Origin of the sequence: Larkinella soli (genome assembly GCF_003703975.1) — a bacterium.
Lineage (GTDB): Bacteria > Bacteroidota > Bacteroidia > Cytophagales > Spirosomataceae > Larkinella > Larkinella soli.
Map to the genome: position 1 here is coordinate 1 of NZ_QTJY01000008.1, position 20,089 is coordinate 20,089.

General features: G+C 55.8%; 18 protein-coding genes. 11 read left to right on the top strand and 7 right to left on the bottom strand.

Annotation, left to right across the window (positions count from 1 at the left end; all coding sequences use genetic code 11):
• The 4 genes from DX909_RS15115 to DX909_RS15130 all read left to right on the top strand — a co-directional run.
• The coding region (locus DX909_RS15115; RefSeq protein ID WP_206513007.1) for a PLP-dependent transferase at window positions 1–464 on the top strand (464 nt) is incomplete at its 5' end.
• A gap of 87 nt (window positions 465–551) precedes the next feature.
• Entirely contained in the window at window positions 552–1,598 is a 1,047-nt protein-coding gene (gene metX / locus DX909_RS15120) for a homoserine O-acetyltransferase MetX (protein ID WP_128546036.1), read from the top strand.
• Window positions 1,599–1,828: 230 nt separating this feature from the next.
• On the top strand, window positions 1,829–3,040 hold the full coding sequence (locus DX909_RS15125) for an ROK family transcriptional regulator (protein ID WP_128546037.1): 1,212 nt from the start codon (window positions 1,829–1,831) through the stop codon (window positions 3,038–3,040).
• Window positions 3,041–3,062: 22 nt separating this feature from the next.
• Complete coding sequence (locus tag DX909_RS15130) at window positions 3,063–4,709, top strand: beta-N-acetylhexosaminidase (RefSeq protein ID WP_128546038.1); 1,647 nt, start codon at window positions 3,063–3,065, stop codon at window positions 4,707–4,709.
• A gap of 51 nt (window positions 4,710–4,760) precedes the next feature.
• On the opposite strand, the gene DX909_RS15135 is transcribed toward DX909_RS15130, so the two are convergent.
• The 4 genes from DX909_RS15135 to DX909_RS15150 form a co-directional block, all read right to left on the bottom strand.
• Window positions 4,761–5,480 carry an SDR family NAD(P)-dependent oxidoreductase gene (locus DX909_RS15135; RefSeq protein ID WP_128546039.1) on the bottom strand — a complete coding sequence of 240 codons (720 nt, stop codon included), beginning with the start codon at window positions 5,478–5,480 and terminating at the stop codon, window positions 4,761–4,763.
• A gap of 152 nt (window positions 5,481–5,632) precedes the next feature.
• Window positions 5,633–6,079: a MarR family winged helix-turn-helix transcriptional regulator gene (locus tag DX909_RS15140; RefSeq protein ID WP_128546040.1), complete on the bottom strand. Its 447-nt coding sequence runs from the start codon at window positions 6,077–6,079 to the stop codon at window positions 5,633–5,635.
• A 224-nt stretch (window positions 6,080–6,303) separates the two neighbouring features.
• Window positions 6,304–7,233 carry a citrulline utilization hydrolase CtlX gene (gene ctlX, locus DX909_RS15145; RefSeq protein ID WP_128546041.1) on the bottom strand — a complete coding sequence of 310 codons (930 nt, stop codon included), beginning with the start codon at window positions 7,231–7,233 and terminating at the stop codon, window positions 6,304–6,306.
• Between the two features lie 94 nt (window positions 7,234–7,327).
• Window positions 7,328–8,791, bottom strand: a complete 1,464-nt coding sequence (locus tag DX909_RS15150) for an arginine deiminase family protein (protein ID WP_128546042.1) — start codon at window positions 8,789–8,791, stop codon at window positions 7,328–7,330.
• A gap of 215 nt (window positions 8,792–9,006) precedes the next feature.
• On the opposite strand from DX909_RS15150, the gene sufC reads away from it, so the two are divergent.
• The 7 genes from sufC to DX909_RS15185 all read left to right on the top strand — a co-directional run bounded on the left by sufC (window position 9,007) and on the right by DX909_RS15185 (window position 15,424).
• Window positions 9,007–9,762, top strand: a complete 756-nt coding sequence (sufC, locus tag DX909_RS15155) for a Fe-S cluster assembly ATPase SufC (RefSeq protein WP_128546043.1) — start codon at window positions 9,007–9,009, stop codon at window positions 9,760–9,762.
• A gap of 66 nt (window positions 9,763–9,828) precedes the next feature.
• A complete protein-coding gene (sufD, locus tag DX909_RS15160; protein WP_128546044.1) occupies window positions 9,829–11,154 on the top strand; it encodes a Fe-S cluster assembly protein SufD in 1,326 nt (441 codons plus the stop codon).
• Between the two features lie 65 nt (window positions 11,155–11,219).
• Window positions 11,220–12,458, top strand: a complete 1,239-nt coding sequence (locus DX909_RS15165; RefSeq protein WP_128546045.1) for a cysteine desulfurase — start codon at window positions 11,220–11,222, stop codon at window positions 12,456–12,458.
• Window positions 12,459–12,527: 69 nt separating this feature from the next.
• The gene (locus DX909_RS15170; protein ID WP_128546046.1) at window positions 12,528–12,974 is read left to right on the top strand and encodes a SufE family protein; all 447 of its coding nucleotides are present in this window, start codon (window positions 12,528–12,530) and stop codon (window positions 12,972–12,974) included.
• Window positions 12,971–13,282: an SUF system Fe-S cluster assembly protein gene (locus tag DX909_RS15175; RefSeq protein ID WP_128546047.1), complete on the top strand. Its 312-nt coding sequence runs from the start codon at window positions 12,971–12,973 to the stop codon at window positions 13,280–13,282. The genes DX909_RS15170 and DX909_RS15175 overlap by 4 nt, the downstream gene beginning before the upstream one ends.
• A 54-nt stretch (window positions 13,283–13,336) precedes the next feature.
• Entirely contained in the window at window positions 13,337–13,762 is a 426-nt protein-coding gene (locus DX909_RS15180; RefSeq protein ID WP_128546048.1) for a BrxA/BrxB family bacilliredoxin, read from the top strand.
• Window positions 13,763–13,888: 126 nt separating this feature from the next.
• Complete coding sequence (locus DX909_RS15185) at window positions 13,889–15,424, top strand: capsule assembly Wzi family protein (protein ID WP_128546049.1); 1,536 nt, start codon at window positions 13,889–13,891, stop codon at window positions 15,422–15,424.
• A gap of 49 nt (window positions 15,425–15,473) precedes the next feature.
• On the opposite strand, the gene DX909_RS15190 is transcribed toward DX909_RS15185, so the two are convergent.
• Genes DX909_RS15190 through DX909_RS15200 form a run of 3 tightly spaced genes read right to left on the bottom strand, consistent with a single transcriptional unit; the run spans window position 15,474 to window position 19,990 of the window.
• Entirely contained in the window at window positions 15,474–16,529 is a 1,056-nt protein-coding gene (locus tag DX909_RS15190) for a M35 family metalloendopeptidase (protein WP_128546050.1), read from the bottom strand.
• 35 nt (window positions 16,530–16,564) lie between these two features.
• A complete protein-coding gene (locus DX909_RS15195; protein ID WP_128546051.1) occupies window positions 16,565–17,626 on the bottom strand; it encodes a hypothetical protein in 1,062 nt (353 codons plus the stop codon).
• A 15-nt stretch (window positions 17,627–17,641) separates the two neighbouring features.
• Window positions 17,642–19,990 (bottom strand): hypothetical protein, encoded by a 2,349-nt coding sequence (locus DX909_RS15200; protein WP_128546052.1) that lies wholly within the window; start codon window positions 19,988–19,990, stop codon window positions 17,642–17,644.
• Window positions 19,991–20,089: the final 99 nt, after the last annotated feature.

Consider the following 20,089-nt stretch of genomic DNA (forward strand, 5'->3'; position numbering starts at 1 on the left):
ACTCCTTTTTGCTGCTGCAGGGCCTCGAAACTCTCTCGCTGCGCATGGACCGCATCATCCGGAACACCGAGGCTCTGGCCCAATGGCTGGAGCAGCATGAACAGGTAGAACGGGTCAGTTACCCGGGTCTGGAAAGCAACCGCTACAATGCCCTGGCGAAAAAGTACATGAAGCGCGGGGCCGGCGGGGTGCTGATGTTCAAGCTGAAAGCCGGCAAGGAAGCCGCCGATAAATTCGTCGACAGTCTGAAGCTGGTCAGTCACCTGGCCAACGTAGGCGACTCCAAGACGCTGATCATCCACCCGGCTTCGACCACCCACCAGCAGCTCAGCGAACACGAACAGGCCATGGCCGGCGTTGAGGCCGGGATGCTGCGCGTGTCGGTTGGAATCGAACATATCGACGATATCAAGGCTGACTTCGTGCAGGCCTTTGCCGTCATCGGTGAGCCGGTAACGGCCTAATAACCACAATCGGCGGCCCCGGCAGGCGGTCTGCAAAACCGGCGGAGCACTGCCAGCCGGGGCCACCGACTCAAACCCATTTTTCGTTTGGAAACCAGGTTTTTTGATTACAAATACACTTTTCCGCTGGAATCCGGGTCTTCCTTATCGGGCTTCCGGTTATGTTATACCACGCGCGGAGTGCTGAACAGCGATCAGTCGAACGTGGTCTGGGTCTGCCATGCCCTCACCGGAAGCGCCGATCCGGGCGACTGGTGGGACGGCATGGTCGGGCCGGGCAAGTACTACGATCCCGAGCATTACTTTATCGTCTGCGCCAACGTACTGGGTTCCTGTTACGGTACGACCGGCCCGCTGTCGGTGAATCCGAAAACCGGCCGGCCCTACTATCATACTTTTCCGCAGGTAACCATCCGGGATATGGTCGGGGCGATGGATCTGCTGCGGCAGGAACTGGGCATCGAACAGATTCACACCTGCATCGGAGGTTCGCTGGGTGGTCAGCAGGCACTGGAATGGGGCATTCAGCAGCCGGGCATCATCCGCAACCTGATCCTGATTGCCGCCAACGCCGTCATGTCGCCCTGGGGAATTGCGTTCAACGAGGCCCAGCGCATGGCAATTCAGGCCGACGCTTCCTGGACCGAAAGCCGCGACGATGCGGGCAGCGCGGGGATGAAGGCGGCCCGGGCGGTGGCCCTCCTCTCCTACCGGAACTACGACACCTACGGTTTTACGCAGGCGCTCGATCATAATGAACAGCTCGATGATTACAAGGCCTCCAGTTACCAGCAATACCAGGGCGAAAAGCTGGTTAAACGATTCAATGCCTTTACGTACTGGATTCTGTCGAAAGTAATGGATTCGCACAACGTGGGCCGGAACCGCGGCAGCATCATCCGGGCCCTGGAGCAGATCAAAGCCCGGACCCTGGCGGTCGGTATCCGGTCCGACATTCTGTTCCCGCCTTCCGAGCAGCAGTTTCTGGCCCGGCACATTCCCGACGCCCGGTACGAGGAGATCGATTCCCTGTACGGACATGACGGATTTCTGATCGAGACGAAACCGCTGACACAGATCATTCGGCGGTGGATGGAAGAACGGGCGCCCATGCTGACGGCCCGGGCGGAATGAAAGGCGCCGTCTTCCAAAATGGATGGGATCCGTCTTACAAAAAACGAATGTGAGAGATAATCTCACATTTTTTATTTTGCGTATTCGAATAAGATAAGATATTTGTTAATAAATTTTGGCAATTTGTTTCCATTTTTTAAAAAACAGTAATAAAATAGCGTCATTAATAAAATTTTTTAAAATTTCATCGCCCACCTGGTTCTCCTAAGCCTCAAAATTACAGGTAATTTATGGAAGAAAATTACACTTTGTCCATTGTCGATACCAAGAAAAGCCGGTTGAAACGGGGCATTCTGAAGGAAATGTATCGGCATGGGTCCCGTACCCTTGCGCAATTAGCCAAAGTACTCCACACGAGCGTGCCGTCGATTACGATGCTGATCGACGAACTGGCTACGGAGCAGTGGGTTCAGGAAATCGGAACCGGAACCGCTCAATACGGCCGTAAACCTACCCTTTTCGGCCTGCAGGCCGGTCACCAGACCGTAGTGGTCATCGACATCAGTATCCACGATACCAAGCTGGTGGTTTTCGACCTGACCAACACGGTCCTGTATCGCCTGAACGTCAACCTGCGTTTAGAGGATTCCGTTGCTTTTCTCGAAGCCCTGAAAGGTCCGCTCGAAAATCTGGCCCAGATCATTAAAGAAAACCAGTGGACGGTTATCGGCGTCGGCTGTGCGCTGCCCGGGCTGGTCGACCCGCATACCGGAACGAACTATACGTATAAGAAACTGAATCGCCCCGGCGAATCCCTGCCTCAGATTCTGGCGGCCCACTTCGACGCGGCCGTGTACCTCATCAACGACACGAAAGCCACCATTCTGGGCGAACACCGGTTCGGGCTGGCTCAGGGAAAAAACAACGTTCTCTCAATCAACATCGACTGGGGGGTCGGGTTGGGCGTCATCAACAACGGCGAGATTCTTCAGGGAGCCGCCGGATTTGCGGGCGAGTTGGGTCACATTCAGCTCCAGGCCGACGGCGAACTCTGCTCCTGTGGGAAAGTCGGCTGTCTGGACACGCTTACATCCGCGTCTTCCCTGATCCGGCGGGTGAAGGCCGGCCTGCGGGAAGGCCGCGTCTCCAAACTGGCCGAAACGGATTTTGAATCCATCGATGTGGAGCTGGTGATCGACACGGCCAAAGCCGGCGACGAACTGTCCATCGACCTGCTGAGCGAACTCGGCAGCGAACTCGGCAAGGGGCTTTCCATTGCCGTCCACCTCTTCAATCCTGAACTGATCATCATCAACGGGGTGGTGGCCAAGGCGGAAAAGCTCATTACCCGCCCCATCGAACAGGCCATCGATAAATACTGTCTGGCCGATTTCCGCAACCGTCTGAACATCGAAATCTCCCGACTGGGCGAAATGGCGAAACTCTACGGCACGCAGGCCTATGTCATCCAGTGCCTGCTGGAACACGAAGAAATCCCTTAATCAAACCCGTTTACTCTTCTGAATGAAAAAGCTGATTCTTTGCTTAGTATTGCTGGCTCAGGCGGTCTGGGCTCAGTCGCCTAAATATGCTCTTGTCCCGCAGCCGGTTCGCCTTGAAGAACGGAGCGGAAATTTCAAACTGTCCAATAACCTGACGATCTCGGTGGACGGCGGCAATGCCGAAGTCCGGAAGATTGCCGACCAGCTGGCGGCCCGCATCGGGAAAGCTACCGGTTTTTCGGTGAGCGTTAAAAACGGCAAAAGCGGCAGCATCCATTTCACGACCGCCAAAAATCCGAAACTGGGCGCGGAAGGCTATTTTCTGACGATTGCTCCCCGCAAAATTACCGTTACGGCCGAGCAGCCCAAAGGGTTCTTCTACGGCGTACAGTCGCTGCTCCAGCTGATGCCTCCCCAGATTTTCGGTGATGCGGTAGCGCAGGGGGTCGACTGGTCGGTGCCGGCCTGCCAGATCGAGGATCAGCCCCGGTTTGCCTACCGGGGAGTGATGCTGGACGTCGGTCGGCATTTTTTTCCGGTTGAATTCATCAAGAAGTACATCGATCTGGCGGCCCTTCATAAAATGAACACCCTGCACTGGCACCTGACCGAAGACCAGGGCTGGCGCATCGAGATCAAAAAATACCCCAAACTGACGCAGATCGGGTCCGTGCGCAAGCAATCGATGGTGGGGCAATACAAAGACAACAAGTTCGACGGAAAGCCGTACGGCGGTTTTTACACCCAGGACGAGGTGCGGGAAGTGGTTCGGTACGCGCAGGAAAAATACGTGACCGTCGTACCGGAAATCGAGATGCCGGGGCACTCGATGGGTGTGCTTTCCGCCTATCCCGAATTCGGCAGCAACCCGGATAAGATCGTGGAGGTTGCCACCAAATGGGGGGTTCACGAGGATGTGCTGTTTCCGCGGGAGGAAACGTTCCGGTTTCTGCAGGACGTCCTGACGGAGGTGATCGACCTCTTTCCGAGCCAGTACATTCACATCGGCGGGGACGAATGCCCCAAAAAGCAGTGGAAGGAAAGCCGGTTCTGCCAGGACCTGATCAAAAAGGAGGGTCTGAAAGACGAGCACGAACTGCAAAGCTACTTTATCCGGCGCATCGATCAGTTCATTACCTCCAAAGGCCGGAAAATGATCGGCTGGGACGAAATTCTGGAAGGCGGACTTTCTCCCAATGCGACGGTGATGAGCTGGCGGGGCACGGAAGGCGGAATTGCAGCCGCCAAACAGGGCCACGACGCCATCATGACCCCGACGGGTTTCTGCTACCTTGACTATTATCAGGCCGATCCCAAGACCCAGCCGGTCGCCATCGGGGGCTTCCTGCCGCTGGAAAAAACCTACAGCTACGAACCGATTCCGGATACGCTTTCAGCCGAGGTGACCAAACACATTATCGGCGTGCAGGGCAACGTCTGGACGGAATACATGAAAACGCCCGAGTATGTCGAATACATGGCCTTCCCGCGGATCATTGCGCTGGCCGAAACCGGCTGGACGCCCAAAAGCCGGAAAAACATCGACGATTTCAGGCAGCGGCTGGAAGTCCACAAAAAACGCTTGGACGCGTTGAACGTCAACTATTTCGGCGCACCGATCAACTCCAGGTTCACGTATCAGTGGCCCTCCGGGACGGCGGCAAAATAATACCGTTCACTTCAAAGCGGCCCGGCTTTGAAAAGCCGGGCCGCTTTGTTTTTACCACGGTACCTCCCGCTTATCTTTCCAGAATTTGCCGGTTTCCTGCAAAGGAGCCTCCGTTGCCAGCCAGATGACGGTTTCGGCCCCTTTTTCGACCGGGCGGTTGGCACTCGGCCCGCCCATCTCGGTCTGTACCCAACCCGGATTTACACAGTTGACGGCAATGTTCTTCCCGATCAGGGCGGCCGAAAACTGGCGTGTTACCGCATTGACCCCGGTTTTGGAGATACTGTAGGCCGGATAACCGTCCTGCATATGCGTCAGGGAACCCAGGTCACTGGTCATATTGATGATCCGGGCGCCCTCCGGGCTTTTGGTCAAAAACTGAAGGAAGTCCTGAATCACCAGAATCGGCCCGACCACATTGGTTTTAAACGTCCGGTCAAGAGACTCGATGTTGAGCTGGGTGATGGAAAGGTGACGGTCGGCCTCTTCCAGCACGGCCGCGTTATTGATCAGAACGTCGAGGTGGTCCGCTTTCTGCGAGAAGGTTCCACAGGCATTTTTTACACTGACCGGGTCCGTAACGTCCATATGGAGGAAGATGGCTTCATGTCCCTGCTCGCAGATTTCCCGGACGGCTTCAAGCCCTTTGTGGAGGTCCCGGGCGGCCATGAAGACGGCGTACCCTTTCCGGCACAGTTCCAGCGAGATCTCCTTCCCGATTCCCCGATTGGCCCCGGTTACCAGAGCAACCTTTTCGTGATTGGTAATCATAAAAAAATGATTGAATGAAAGAAGCGTAAAACTGTCGACCAGTTTACTTCTCAATCACTCAACCATTGCAATTGTTTAAAAAGCTACCTCACAACCGCCGGAACCTGCGTGTCGTGATTGTGCAATCAATAGGCATTTACCGAACGCGACCGTCAGGCGGCATCTTTGCCCAGGGCCTTAACGGCTCCGTACAGCAAGTCGGTCATTTTGCGGGAATTCTCGTCACCCAGAATATCGGCGTACCGATGGAAGACGCTGTCCCAGGCTTTTTTAATATCCGGCAACATCGTGATGCCCTTTTCAGTAGCATACACCAGAGTGTGTTTTCCTTCCATCTTCCGCTCAACCAATTTCTTCAACTCCAGTTTTTCGATGAGCCGGGTGATCGTCGAAGGCGTGAGGTGCAGTTCGCCACTCAGTTCCTTCGGTTGAATGCCCGGGTTCTCAATGGCTTCCTTCAGAACAAAAGCGTGGGAAGCCGTCAAGCCCAGCCGACCAAATTCCTCATCGGAAATGTTGGTCATCACCCGTGCCAGTGCATTTGCCGTAAAGTTCAGGCAAGAACTGTACTTTGAAACCCGTTTTTTTTCTGCGATCATGATTGTTAGGGTTATTAAGAAACCGTTATTGTTACCGTTTCACAAATATAAAAAACTATAATTAGTTTGTCAAAGCAATCGTCCACGAACTTGCAAACATTTATAAAAATTTTTTAAAACTCCTTCGTGAGCCGCGTTAGCGAGGGCTAAAATAAAAAAACAAGCGATTTGAATCGCTTGTATAAACATTAATTTTTTGTAGAAAAGTAGCTGGAGGGTGAAAATTACCGCAAAGGAAGATGGACTTCGGCCATCATACAACGGGCTGATCCTCCGCCGTTTCCTTCAATGGCGGATAAATTGAAATGCATGAGGGCCGCAAAGTCATCGAGCTGGTCGCGCTGGCGTTCGGTGAGCGACTCGAAGGCCCGGGTCGACATGACGAGGATCTTCCGGCCTTTGGCACCCACGACTAACAGCATATTCCCGGCGAAGTTCGCCATCTGCTCCGGCGTGATATCGATAATATATTTACCGCTATTTTCCAGTGCCTGCCGCATCATCAGCCGCTCGTCGGGGTCGGCGATGGCGGCCAGGCAGATGACGGCGAAAACATCGCCGATACACATCACTACGTTGGTGTGGTAGACCGGCATTCCGGAGGCATCCACCGCCGAAAACGTCACCACCCGGTAGCCGGTCCGGCGGCTGAACTCCGCCAGCACCTCGGGATGCGTCCGGGGCGACAGGCAGGCGTAGGCCACCCGCTTCATCCGGTCGAGGACCATGCTGCCGGTTCCTTCGAGGTATTTCCCTTCCGCTTCGAAGTGGGTCAGGTCGAGGACTTTGGCCACGTGGAAATTTTTGCCGAGGTCTTCGATAATGTCCATCCGTCGCTCCGGCCGGCGGTTTTCGGCCTGCATCGGATAGAGCACTACCGTTCCGCTGTAGTGGAACGACACCCAGTTGTTGGGAAAGATGGAATCCGGCGTAAAAGGCTCCGGCGTGTCCTCATACACAATCACATTGACGCCCGCGGCCTGCAACTGCCGGGCCATCTCGTCAAATTCGCGGAGCGCGTCTTCCTGGGCGACATCCCGGGTCCGGGTCGCCATCTTAATGTCCTGAAAAGCGTTCGTCTCGGCGGTTTGTTCGTTGAAGGCAAACCGGACGGGCCGGATCATTAAAATCGTTGAAGTAGCCTGCGATTGCATGGATTTGGTAAAAGGTCAGTGTTCGGTTTGGGTGATGAAGGAGTAATCCGCCGAAGCGGTGGCTCCGCTTCGGCGGCAAATTACCACAATATCTTTAAAAATCGTCCCGCAGGAGGGGCAAACTCATACAGTGGGAACCACCCCGGGCGCGCGATAGTTCGGCGGAGGGCAGCATGATGAACGTATTTTCAAGAGTTTCGGGAGAGGCTTCCCCGCTCTCGAACCGGTGCAGCAGTTCCTCCGCCCGAACGCCCTCGAAACCGGCCCTCCGGAAGGCTTCCAGGGTCTTGTCGTTCCGGTCGTAGCCGATCACCACCCCGTCTTTCAGGGCCAGCAGATTACAGGAATCGGTCCATTGCTCGCGGGCGCCGAACGGAAACTCGTTGTTGCCGGAATAGATGAACTTCACCGGTTCGGTGCAGCCCAGATCGTTGCGGCTGATGTCGGTGAGCAGGTCTTCGAGGTTCTCGATCTCGATGGGTTTATGTTCCAGTCCCTTGAAAAACTGCATAATGCGCAGGTCTTCCGAAACGTCCCTTGGGGCGAAGAAATGGAGCACATCCCGCCGTTTGGCCTCGTCTCCCAACCGGCCGAGGGACCCCAGCAGCACCCAGACATTCTTTTTCACCTGGGTGAAAATGGTATCGATGTGCATATAATCCCGCTTTTTCGGAATTTTGATGATCGTCACCGTCTCCACCACATTTTTCTCAAACAGAATCCGCATCACCTGCTGGGCCGCATAGAGCGTGGTCCGTTCGCTGCAGCCGATCAGGAGATGCCGCCGGGAGACCATCATCACGTCCCCCCCTTCGAGGGTCGAGCGGGTATAGTCACGGCTGACGTCGCCGTCGGGAAGCAGAAAATGGTGTTCGTTGTCGGGGATCTCGATGATCCGGTCCCGGTATCCGGCAAACAGGGGGTGGTTGAAAAAGATATACTGGGCCAGCAGAGCCTCCCGGGTGCGGGCGGGCTTGGCGGGTTTGTTCAGCAGGATATGGTCATTGATGACGATGCCGATGTCCCGCGTGAAGATGAAGTTCGGCAGCGGGGCGAACAGCATCCGGCGGTCGGGCAGCGAGCCGGAGATCAGGATCTTCGACAGCTCCACGGGATCATACGAATACAGATGATTCTGGGCATTGAAGTTACACCGCTCGACGGCGCAGATGCCCGAAATCAGCTTCGTCCGGATGACTTCATCTTCCAGAATTTCGGCCAGCAGCCGCTGAATGTCGATGACCGCATCGGAATGGAAATAATCCGGATGGTCCGGTTTGAAAAACCCCCGTTCGGCATCGGCGTCGATTTCGGCCAGCCGGCCCCGGATCTTATCGGGATCGAGAAAGTAAAGTAATATTTTAAGGTAATAGTCGTACTCATCCTTCCGCATCGTCTCCAGATGAACGATGTCCTCGAAGAGCCAGTCCTGGGCTTTGGAAGGCACCACTTTTCCCAGACCCCGGTCGGGGCTGTGGACCAGCAGACGCCGGAGGGTGCCTATTTCTGACGCTACATTAATTTCCTGCGTGGCTACGGAATCTTTACTTGTGTGCATAAAAACAACCGGGTGTTTGATTGCAAGGTACGGCTTTGGGGAGTCAAATAAAAACGGGCCGGACCCGCCCGCAGGCCGCCCGGAAGCCGGTCCGAAAACTTATGGAAACGCGATGAACGTCAACTTTTAAGGAGTCAAAATTGTTACCTTCCGGTGTAGCTATCGCTTCATGCATTAACTTTGCAAATTGAATCAGTAGAAATCAACCTTCCATCATGCTAACTATTAGCAATTTACAAGCTTCGATTGGCGAAAAAGAAATATTGAAAGGGATAAACCTGACGGTCAACGCCGGAGAGGTGCATGCCATCATGGGGCCAAACGGCTCCGGCAAAAGCACGCTGGCGTCGGTGCTGGCCGGTCGGGAGGATTACGAGGTGACCGGCGGCACTGTGCAGTTCGACGGCAAAGACCTGCTCGACATGGCCCCGGAAGAACGGGCCGCCGAAGGCATCTTCCTGGCGTTTCAGTACCCGGTCGAAATCCCCGGGGTGAGCACGACCAACTTCCTGAAAACGGCCATGAACGAAATCCGGAAGTACCGTGGTCTGGACCCCCTCGACGCCGTCCAGTTCCTGAAGCTGATGAAGGAGAAGATGAAGCTGGTCAACATCGACCAGTCGCTGCTGAGCCGCTCGCTGAACGAAGGGTTCTCCGGTGGGGAAAAGAAGCGCAACGAGATCTTTCAGATGGCCATGCTGGAACCCCGGCTGGCAATTCTGGACGAAACCGACTCCGGCCTGGACATCGATGCCCTGCGGATCGTGGCCGAAGGCGTCAACCAGTTGCGTTCGCCCGAGCGGGCCACCATCGTGGTTACCCACTACCAGCGCCTGCTCGACTACATCGTTCCCGATTATGTCCATGTCCTCTATAAAGGCCGCATCGTCAAGTCCGGACCCAAAGAACTGGCATTCGAACTGGAAGAAAAAGGCTACGACTGGATCAAAGCGGAAGTAGAAACGGCGTAATCAGTACCCGGCCGCGGCTTTTCCCGCCCGACACCCGAAAGCCGCCGGTCGTCAACCCATTTCAAGATGACTCCTTCTAACCAACCATACAACGACCTCAAATCCAAGCTGCTGGCCGACTTCCAGGCCGCTGAGGAGCGGATGAACGGGGCCAGCAAATCGGCCCTGCACCAGCTCCGGCGCGATGCCCTCAGCCAGTTCGACCGCCTGGGCTTCCCGACGATCAAGAACGAAGAATGGAAGTATACCAACGTCGGCAGCCTGATCAAGGAAGTTTTTGAATTCAACGCCCCGGCCCAGGTAACGGCCGAGGATCTGGCATCCCTGGAAACCGCCCGGCTGGAGGGCAACGTGCTGTATTTCGTCAACGGCCGGTATCAGCCCCAGCTGTCGCAGATCGTCAGCCCGGCCGAGCAGATGACCATCTCGACCTTCTCGGAAGCCGTTCAGAACCGGCCCGAGGTGATCGGCCAGTATTTTGCCCAGTATGCCGACTACCACGAAAACGCCTTTACGGCCCTGAATACCGCCTTCGCCGACGAGGGGGTGGTGATACACGTACCGGCCCGTAAAACCGTCGAAGCGCCGACTATCCTGCGCTTCATCTCCGACGGCCGCCAGATGAATGTGGCTTCGCAGCCGCGCAATCTGTTTATCGTCGAGGCCAATGCCGACATCAAGGTAGCCGAATCATTCCGGACGCTGGGCGATCAGGCCAGCTTCACCAATGTGGTTACCGAAATCGTGGTCTGCGAGGACGCCCGGATGGAGTACTACAAAATCCAGAACGAGTCCGACATGGCCTACCACATCGGCACCACGCAGGTGTACCAGAAAGACCGCAGTCATTTCTACTCGGCCACCGTCACGCTCGACGGCGGTTTCATCCGAAACAACCTGAACATCGCCCTCGACGGCCAGCACTGCGAATCGCACATGTACGGGCTGTATTTTCCGAACGGTCGTCAGCACATCGACAACCACACCCTGGTGGATCACCGGAAACCGAATGCCTACAGCAACGAACTGTATAAGGGTATTCTGGAAGACCGGGCGACGGGCGTCTTCAACGGAAAAATCTTCGTGCGCCAGGAAGCCCAGAAAACCAACGCCTACCAGTCGTGCAAGAATGTGGTGCTTTCCAACGACGCGACGATGAACACCAAGCCGCAGCTCGAAATCTTCGCCGACGACGTGAAGTGTTCGCACGGCACCACGACCGGCAAGCTGAACGAGGAAGCGGTGTTCTACCTCCGCTCGCGCGGGATTCCGAAAGACGAAGCCCAGATGCTGCTCATGTACGCCTTCGCCGAGGACGTCATCCGGCAGATCAAGATCGATGCGCTTCGGGAACAGATCGAGCGCCGGATTCAGGCAAAACTGGCCAGATAAGCGGAATTTACCGCACCATTTCCCGTTCGGGCTTGTTATCCTTTCGAAGCACTACTTAACTTTTTATGCAGGCTGCGACACACGAAACTCTTGATATTGAAGCCATTCGACGTGATTTTCCGATTCTCGACCAGAATGTGAACGGAAAACCGCTCGTCTATTTCGACAACGCGGCTACCACCCAGAAACCGCTGCCGGTTCTGAACGCCCTGACCCGGTATTACGAAGGCTACAACGCCAATATTCACCGCGGGATTCATCATCTGGCGGAGAAAGCCACCTCGGCGTTCGAAACCTCCCGCCGGACCATCCAGCAGTTTCTGAATGCCGGGGAAGTCGAGGAGATCATCTTTACCTACGGCACTACCGACGGCATCAATCTGGTGGCCCAGACGTACGGCCGGCGGTTTCTGAAGGAGGGGGATGAAATTATCATCTCGACGATGGAACACCACTCCAACATCGTCCCCTGGCAGATGCTCTGTGAAGAAAAGGGATGCGTGCTGAAGGTGATTCCCGTCAACGACGCCGGAGAACTGATCCTGGAGGAATACGAAAAACTGCTCAGCGAACGGACCAAATTTGTTTCGGTGGTTCACGTTTCCAATGCCCTCGGGACGATCAATCCGGTGCAAACCATCATCGAAAAAGCCCATGCCGTCGGCGCGAAAGTGCTGATCGACGGCGCCCAGGCCAGTTCTCACATCGACATCGACGTTCAGGCGCTGGACGTGGACTTCTACGTCTTTTCGGCTCACAAGCTCTACGGCCCGACCGGTATGGGCGTTCTGTACGGCAAACGGGCGCTCCTGGAAGCCATGCCGCCCTACCGCGGAGGGGGCGAGATGATCAAGGAAGTAACCTTTGAGAAAACCATCTACAACGACATTCCGTACAAATTCGAAGCCGGAACGCCCAACATCGCCGACGTCATTGCGGTGCAGAGCGCACTGGAATATATGGAGACGCTGGGCAAGAACAATATTGCCGCCTACGAACACGGCCTGCTCGAATACGCGACGGACGCCCTGAGCAGCATCGAAGGGCTGCGGCTCGTCGGCACGGCGAAGGAAAAAATCAGCGTGCTGTCGTTCGTCATCGACGGGATTCACCACCAGGATACCGGCGTGATTCTCGACCAGCAGGGCATTGCCGTCCGGACCGGACACCACTGCGCCCAGCCGCTGATGCGCCGGTTCGGGATTACGGGAACCAGCCGGGCCTCCTTTGCGGTTTACAACACCAGAGAAGAAATCGATCGTCTGGTGGAGGGCCTGCACCGGGTTCGGAAAATGATGCTGTAAGCGCATTTCCGGCAAACCATCCGGACAGGGTCCGGTTTTCTGAAAAAGTACATTTTACGTCTCCGACGGATGACCATCAACGAGAAACAGGACGAGATTATCGATGAGTTTGATCTCTTTGACGATCAGCTCGATAAGACTCAGTATATTATCGACCTCGGAAAGAAGCTGCCGCCGATGCCGGGGCAGTACCAGACCGACGACAACCTCATCCGGGGCTGCCAGTCGAAGGTGTGGCTTCATTCCGAAAGCCGGGGCGAACGCGTGCATTTCGAAGCCGACAGTGAACCGACCGCCCAGATCAGCAAAGGGCTTGTCAGCCTCCTGATCCGGATACTTTCGGATGAAAAGGCCGAGGACGTCGCCAGCGCAGACCTCTATTTTATCGACCGCATCGGCCTCGGCAATCTGGTCACCTCCCGGCGGGCCGGGGGGCTGGCTTCGATGATCCAGCAGATGAAACAGTTTGCCACGGCCCGGATCAACCAGAAATCAAACGTCGAACAAGCGTCATGAGTGAAGCCGAACTGAAAGAAAAGGTCGTCGAGGCCCTGAAGAGCGTCTATGATCCGGAAATACCGGTCGACGTCTATGAACTGGGTCTGATCTACGACATCAAGATATTTCCCGTCAACAACGTCTATATTCTGATGACGCTGACCTCTCCCTCCTGCCCTTCGGCCGGAACCATTCCGGGTGAGATCGAAGCGAAAGTGCGGGAGATTGAGGGCGTCAACGACGTCAGCGTCGAACTGACTTTCGATCCGCCGTATACGACGGAGATGATGTCGGAAGTAGCCAAACTTGAATTAGGATTTATGTAACCGGCCGCCGGGCAACCGGTGGCGTATTGTCAACTCAAAAAATAAAACCGAGATATGTATCCTCCACATTTGGTGGCGCCGATGAAGGAAGACCTGACCGGCGTCGGGTTTCAGCAACTGACCACGGCCGAAGAAGTTGATCAGGCTATGAACAATGCCGAAGGCACGATGCTGGTCGTCGTGAATTCGGTCTGTGGCTGCGCGGCCGGTGCGGCCCGTCCGGGTATCAAGGCGGCTCTGAATGCCAGCGAAATCAAGCCGGACAAACTGGTGACCGTTTTCGCCGGTGTCGATTATGAAGCGACGGCCCGGATGCGGGATTACCTGCTTCCCTATCCGCCCTCGTCTCCGTCCATCGGTATTTTCAAGGACGGCGAACTGGTGCATTTTATCGAGCGCCACCACATCGAAGGCCGCTCGGCCCAGATGATCGCCCAGCACCTGGAAATGGCATTTGAAGAATTTTGTGAGAAGGCCTGAGTAAGCCTGACCGAAAAACGAGCCGGAAATGATCTCATTTCCGGCTTTTTTTATGCCTAAAGGAAAATTTTACCGTTCACTCAACTGTCCGATGCATTGAATAGAAAAATATAGTTTTTTTGCTTTATGGAAAAACTATACCTCCTGACTCTACTTTCCATTTTCGTCTTTCTCCCCTCCCGTGCCCAGACTCCCCTTCCCCACCACGCCTATGCTTATGGCGAAGCCGGTTTTCTGGCAACCCCGGACGAGCGAACGCCCTTCTGGCTGCGAGCCAACCAGTACGGCACCATCCCGCTATCGGGGCCGGCCGGGCTGCTGCGGGCCGGTATCCGGGGCAGCCTCCTGCTGACCGATACCACCTCCGTCCGGTCGTTTATCCGCCCGGGCCGGGAGTGGACCCTCCACTACGCGGCCGAAGCCGTCGCAGCCTCTCAGAAAAACCAGACCCTACTTCTGCCCGAGGCCTACGTGCAGCTCACCCACCGACGCATCGAGATCACCGCCGGTCGACGGCGCGAAATCATCGGCGTCATGGATTCGACTCTCTCCGTCGGTTCCCATAGCTGGTCGGGCAATGCGCTCCCGATTCCGAAAGTTCAGATCGGGACCCGGGGATTTATCCCGGTCGGCCGGCGGGGCCGGCTGGCCGTCAACGCCTTCATGGCGCACGGCTGGTTCGGCAATACGTGGTATGTGAAACAATCCTATCTGCATCAGAAATCGGTCATCTGGCGCATTGGACGGCCCACGGCCTTCTTCCGGTTTTATTTCGGCATGAACCACAGCGTCCAGTGGGCCGGGCGTACCGATTACCTCAATACCGGAAGCGGGATCGTCGTGAACGGCTATATGCCCAACCGCCTGAGCGACTTTCCCAACATTCTGTTCGGTATCCGGTTCAACGGCCGCAACAACCCCCGAATCACCCAGTTCGACTGGGAAAACATGTACGGCAATACGGTCGGCAGCTTCGATTTTGCGGGAGAACTTCGATTTAAAGCGGTCAATATCCTGGCCTATCACCAGCACGCCGTGGAAGACGGCGGCACCTTCCTGATGCAGAACTTCCCCGACGGCCTGACCGGCATCCGGCTGCGGTCGAACCGGCCCGCCCGGTCTTTCTTCCACCTGAACGGTCTGGCCCTTGAATTTTACTCGACGATGTACCAGAGCGGCCCTCCCTCGAAAAAAATTCAGGGAAGAGGCTGGGGTGGTGACAACTATTTCAACCATGCCCAGTATCAGGAAGGCTGGATTTACCGGAGCCGGGTGATCGGGTCGCCGTTTCTGTCCCGGCAGGTCGATGTGTCACCGGAAAACCGGATCGGATACATCATCAACAACAACCGGGTTCAGGCGGGCCATCTGGGCATGCAGGCAACAATTGCCCGAAAATATGACCTGCTGGCCAAAGTCTCCTACAGTGAAAACCGGGGCACCTACAATTTTCCGTTCCCCCGAAACCTGAAGCAGTGGTCGACGGTCGTACAGATCGGCGCTCCGCTCCCGGTGCTGGGCGGCTGCTTCCTCACGGCAGCCGTGGCGGTGGATGCCGGCCGGCTGCTGACACCGGCCGCGGGCGGTTACCTCGCCTTACGAAAAACCGTCTGGAAGACCGCCGGAACCCGGGAAAGCCGCAAACCGGCCGGCCGGCTGTAACGAGAATGTCCGGGACATCGGCCGCTCAACGGCCCGAAAACGGAAAGGGTCAGGCCTGAGCCCCTGCCTCACCCGCGTAATACTCGTAATTATTCGCACTCTGTACGGCCTGGTCCGGTTTGGTTCGGGCAAGAGTTCGCGCTCCGTCCGGATCGTCCGCCCCCTCCACATCCGACGTGCCGGCCGAAGTATGCGAGTGCTCATGCACGATGGTTCCGGCCTGCGAATCAAGGCCGGTTCTGGGAAGCTGAAAGAATGGGTTACAAATCCAGATGGTCGAGCTGCCCGGAAAAGTATGGGCGATGGTGGACGCCGGACACCGGGATCGGGTAAGGTCGTAGATAAAAGAAGTCTGCTCCATACCGGCTTTAATAAACCCAAAATTGTCCCGGACCGCCTGCAGACGCCCCGGTGAAGGCGCTCCGAACCACTCCCGGAACAGGTCGTCCCGGTCGATTCGGCTGATGGCATTCTGCACCAGAACAAACCCGGTTTGATGGGCATCGCCGACGATGTCCCGCTCTCCCGCCGATCCGCCCAAAAATCGTATTTCCACGGCCTCTTCAAACGGCGCTGCGGCTGCTTCGGCCTGCCGAACCTGCTCCCCGATGGTGAACAGGCGGTTCTGGAGGGGTAGGGCGTCTACCCTGAATTCGACCAGGGTACTGATGAGCTCGGAAAGCATACCCGGTTTTCCGGCCTCAAGCAGCTCGGCCAGTTCTTCCCGCGAACCGGCCATAAACACCGGAATGGCGCGGAGCCGGGCCGAGACGCGATACATCCCGGGATTCGTAACCGGATAGGTTTTATCCAGATTGATCACCAACCCGCCCGCCCGCCCGGCCGGAAGAAACAGGAAATCCTCCACCCGGGGCCTGCCTCGCTTTGGCAGCGGGCCGTCATACGGCACGGCCTTTCCGCCCTCGGTAACCTGAAAGCAGTCGCTCCAGAGCCCTTCTTCCTGCGTATAATCGAATGGGGTATTCCAGGTCAGAACGTAAAGATCGGTATCGCCGGGGTTGGCCAGCACAAAGGTCAGCCGAACGGGCTCGGAGGACTGGTATTTTGCGTTTCCGAATAACAGCGCTTCCAGATGGACGGTCATAAGGCTTTCAGGGTTTTCGGGTCGAAAGATTGGGGTTATTTAACCGTGATGTTGATCGGAAAGGTCGTGTTCGATTGCAATTGGATGGTTTGTTTCCCGGTGAGCCTGACCTTGAATAACGAGTCGGTCGCCAGCACGTAGTAATTGACATTGGGCCGAAGGCCCCGAACCAGGTCGCGCCCCTGCCGGTTGGTTTTGCCGCTGATGAGGCTTCCTTCGCAGGTGGTGGCGACGTTCCAGGTCTGTTTATTCGTGAAAATACAATAGGAAAAGCTGGCCTGGGGGGTACTGTCTCCATCGATGACCGACAGCACAAGATCACCGGTGGCCGGAGCAAACGACAGGAGGGCGTCCTTTTGAAGGGCCGTCTGCGTACCTTTCATTAGGTTGGCATCCTCTTTTTTTGTGTAGAGGAGCGTTTGCCCGGACGCCGTACCGGAATATTGGTAGGAAAGATAATACTTGCCCTCCGCCAGGTTATTGAAGCGATAATAGCCACTCGCATCGGATTCCTGTGAATACAGATACGGGCTTTGCCGGCTTGAATCGGTGGTCAGCCGGACCGTTACCTTAGGCTGAACAACCTTACTTCCCGTAAGGATGTCATCAATCTTGGTTACTCCAAAAATGAAGAATCCATCCTTGGCGGCCGAGTCGCGCTGTAAGGTCAGATTTTTGGTCACGCGGGATTTCCGGGTGTCTAGCTTATTTGGAATATCGACGGAATCCCGGGCAACGTATCGGACTCTTCCGAAACGGGTAGTCAGCGAATAGGTGCAGGAGAGATAATAATACCCGCTTTTTACCCCCGACTTCTTACCGGTCAGGTTGGCAAAGCGGTAGTAGCCGTCGGCATCGGTCGTATCGGTATAATCGAAGGCCTCAGGATCGCCGGGTTTGAATCGGATCCGAACGACCGCTTTGGGAAGCGGCAAGGGGGCATTGGTGAGCGTATCGGGCAGAAAAACCCGGCCTTCAATGATAGTATTACCGCCAAATCCCGGTTCGGCACTTTCTACATTACAGGCCGCCACAATCGCTGCCGTCAGCCCGACGACAAGGGCCCCGGCCACCTTTGGATTCAGAAAATGAGACATATGAAAGGGAATTTCCTATTTGAAAAGATTGATCAGTTGAATCACGACGGCCGGATCGATCGAAATGCCGGTGTACAGCGCATTTTTCAGCAGATTCCGGCTACCGGCCGGTTGTCCCCCATCGAACAGAGGCTGCTGGGCCCGCACCCAATGCAGGCCCGTTTGCAGGGAAATACCGCTCCACAGGTCCAGGCCGACGCCGGTAACGAAACTCCGGGTCGGTTTGGCCACATCGGCACCCAGTAACAGGTGAAATTTTCGATAATCGAACGCAGGGCCGAATTCCTTAAGCCGTTTGCGACTATAGACAAAATAGGGGTCGCGGAGGTAGGTAGGGAAGGGGTAAATCTTCAGCCCGACCACCGTACGAAGGCCGCCCAGACTGGCCGTATTCAGCCCGCCCTTCGCGCCGGCCGTGACGTCCGGCTCGTCATACCCGCTATAGAAGACACCGGCGGCCGGCAGAAACCGATACAGTTTATTGATCGTAAACTGGCTTTTAAAGGAAGCCCCCTTGGGTTGTTTCGGGTTGGAAATGGTGTAGGTGACCCGACGAGGGGGAAGCGTATCGAGCAGCGTCGTTTCCACCTGGGTGAAAAATACCGGGGTCGTGTCCTTTTCGGCCACCGGCAGCGGTGCGATGGGATGGAACTCGCGGCCAAAGAAATCCAGCAGCTGATCGGCGTTGTCTACATAAGCCTTTTCCGTAAGGAACCTGTCGACCGCGGCCTGGGTGGAGGTATCTGCTCCGGGAAGCGTTTTCGCATTGATAAACTGAGAAAAGTCGATTCCGCTCAGTTGGGCCAGCACCGGATTGATGACTTCGGCCAGAGGAGTAGCCTCCGTCGCGGGCTTAAAGGCAATATCGAACTTTACGGAATCCCGGGCGTTGTACACCATCAGGTTGACCTGCTGATTCTCTGTATACTCCTGCCGGATGGGAAGATTCATCGGCAGGTAGCCGCGCCGGGCATCGTGGTTCCGCATAAAACTCAGATGGTCAGCGTCAGAGACAAAGAATGTCCCCTCATACACCAGAAAATCCTTTGTCTTCAGGGCGGCATCCAATTCGGACCGGCGGGCCACCAGGGATTTCAGTCGATCCCGCTTCTGCTTCAGGCCGGCTTCTTCCTTCTGAACCGCCACCGTCAGGCGGGCCAGCTGCCCGGAAGCGGTAGACAGGGAGTCGAGCGCCTTTTGGAAGGCCGGGCCGACCACTCCCTCCTTTTCAACCTGTTTTTCGAAAGCTGCCTTTCGGGCGGTTGGACCCACCAATTGCAATCGAAGGCTTTCGACCTTCGACTCGCCGGCCGAAATCTGCCCGTTCAGGATGGGAACCTGGAACGCTTCGGCCAGTTCAAAAGGATGAAGCGTCAAACGCCCGCCCGTCCACCAGAGCCACCTCAGGGCGTAATTCTGTTTGTCGGAGAGGAACTTGACAAAAGGATCGAACCCCGCTTTTACCCCGGTGTAATGCTTCCGGAGCGGTGCGGACAGACCACCGATCAGGGTTGCAAGGTTGGTGTAATCTTGATTCGAAAGCGTCCCGCCCTTCGCTTCGAGGTCATCCAGAATCTTCTGTATATTTTTTAGCGACGGCAGGTCCGGAGGAAAAGTTTTGGGCTTGTAGTTCGCTGCGTATTCTTTCTCCCAGGCGTCAAATAGGCGACCCATCTGCCGAAGTTCGCCTTCCGTCGGAACCATTATCGCCAGTTTAAGTAAAGTATCCTGCTGCATTTTTGCCATCAGAACCGACGGATTTTCCAGGCGGAGGGCGTAATTCAGCCGGCTCGTTTCCGGTCGAATCGCAATGGCGTTTCCAAACTTCTCCTTAGCGGGAGAAGTTTGCAGAAAGAGCGGTACTCGTTCCCGAACTGCCTGGCCCGACCGGGGCAGCTGGCTCACCTCCAGCTGATAGAGTTTTTGAAGAAAATCGTTCGCTTTCCGCACGTATTGTACGTTTGGATTCGGACAAACCAACACTTCAATATCAGGATGCAATGAAATCGGCAAGACCCCTGAGACTCCTTTCAGGAAACAGCCGATATCTCTACGAACCACCGGCAGAAGGGTTGGGCTTATCCCCATTAACCGGTAGGTTTCCAGCGTTTTTTCATTTTGCAGGGAAAGGAAAGCGTCCGTCATCCGGCTGACCAGATCCCGGTAATAAACGGCTCCTTCCCCCTCGTTCAGGGAAAGGCCCACCTCCAGTTTGGAACCGGCATGAAGCACTTCGGGCGGACTCCCCGTGATCTCCCCGGCGCCGTTGAACGTAAGGGCCGGGGTCTGGCAGTAGGCAGGAAAAACTGTCAGCAGAATACCGGTCAGGAAGCCGATGGCTCGAAAATGGGTTACGTTTTGCATAATGGTGTAAGCTGAGAATCAAAGGAAGAACATATCAATGCGAGTTTCAACGGGACATTTCCCGTATTCTGGGTGGAAATGTCCCTTTTCATTCCGTCT

Bases quoted from the DNA above. Each gene is read 5' to 3' on its own strand.
- DX909_RS15190 (WP_128546050.1), bottom strand. From the start codon at position 16,529: ATGACCGTCCATCTGGAAGCGCTGTTATTCGGAAACGCAAAATACCAG.
- DX909_RS15135 (WP_128546039.1), bottom strand. From the start codon at position 5,480: ATGATTACCAATCACGAAAAGGTTGCTCTGGTAACCGGGGCCAATCGG.
- DX909_RS15150 (WP_128546042.1), bottom strand. From the start codon at position 8,791: ATGCACACAAGTAAAGATTCCGTAGCCACGCAGGAAATTAATGTAGCG.
- sufD (WP_128546044.1), top strand. From the start codon at position 9,829: ATGACTCCTTCTAACCAACCATACAACGACCTCAAATCCAAGCTGCTG.
- sufC (WP_128546043.1), top strand. From the start codon at position 9,007: ATGCTAACTATTAGCAATTTACAAGCTTCGATTGGCGAAAAAGAAATA.
- DX909_RS15185 (WP_128546049.1), top strand. From the start codon at position 13,889: ATGGAAAAACTATACCTCCTGACTCTACTTTCCATTTTCGTCTTTCTC.
- DX909_RS15195 (WP_128546051.1), bottom strand. From the start codon at position 17,626: ATGTCTCATTTTCTGAATCCAAAGGTGGCCGGGGCCCTTGTCGTCGGG.
- DX909_RS15130 (WP_128546038.1), top strand. From the start codon at position 3,063: ATGAAAAAGCTGATTCTTTGCTTAGTATTGCTGGCTCAGGCGGTCTGG.
- DX909_RS15180 (WP_128546048.1), top strand. From the start codon at position 13,337: ATGTATCCTCCACATTTGGTGGCGCCGATGAAGGAAGACCTGACCGGC.
- DX909_RS15165 (WP_128546045.1), top strand. From the start codon at position 11,220: ATGCAGGCTGCGACACACGAAACTCTTGATATTGAAGCCATTCGACGT.
- DX909_RS15125 (WP_128546037.1), top strand. From the start codon at position 1,829: ATGGAAGAAAATTACACTTTGTCCATTGTCGATACCAAGAAAAGCCGG.
- ctlX (WP_128546041.1), bottom strand. From the start codon at position 7,233: ATGCAATCGCAGGCTACTTCAACGATTTTAATGATCCGGCCCGTCCGG.
- DX909_RS15175 (WP_128546047.1), top strand. From the start codon at position 12,971: ATGAGTGAAGCCGAACTGAAAGAAAAGGTCGTCGAGGCCCTGAAGAGC.
- DX909_RS15170 (WP_128546046.1), top strand. From the start codon at position 12,528: ATGACCATCAACGAGAAACAGGACGAGATTATCGATGAGTTTGATCTC.
- DX909_RS15140 (WP_128546040.1), bottom strand. From the start codon at position 6,079: ATGATCGCAGAAAAAAAACGGGTTTCAAAGTACAGTTCTTGCCTGAAC.
- DX909_RS15200 (WP_128546052.1), bottom strand. From the start codon at position 19,990: ATGCAAAACGTAACCCATTTTCGAGCCATCGGCTTCCTGACCGGTATT.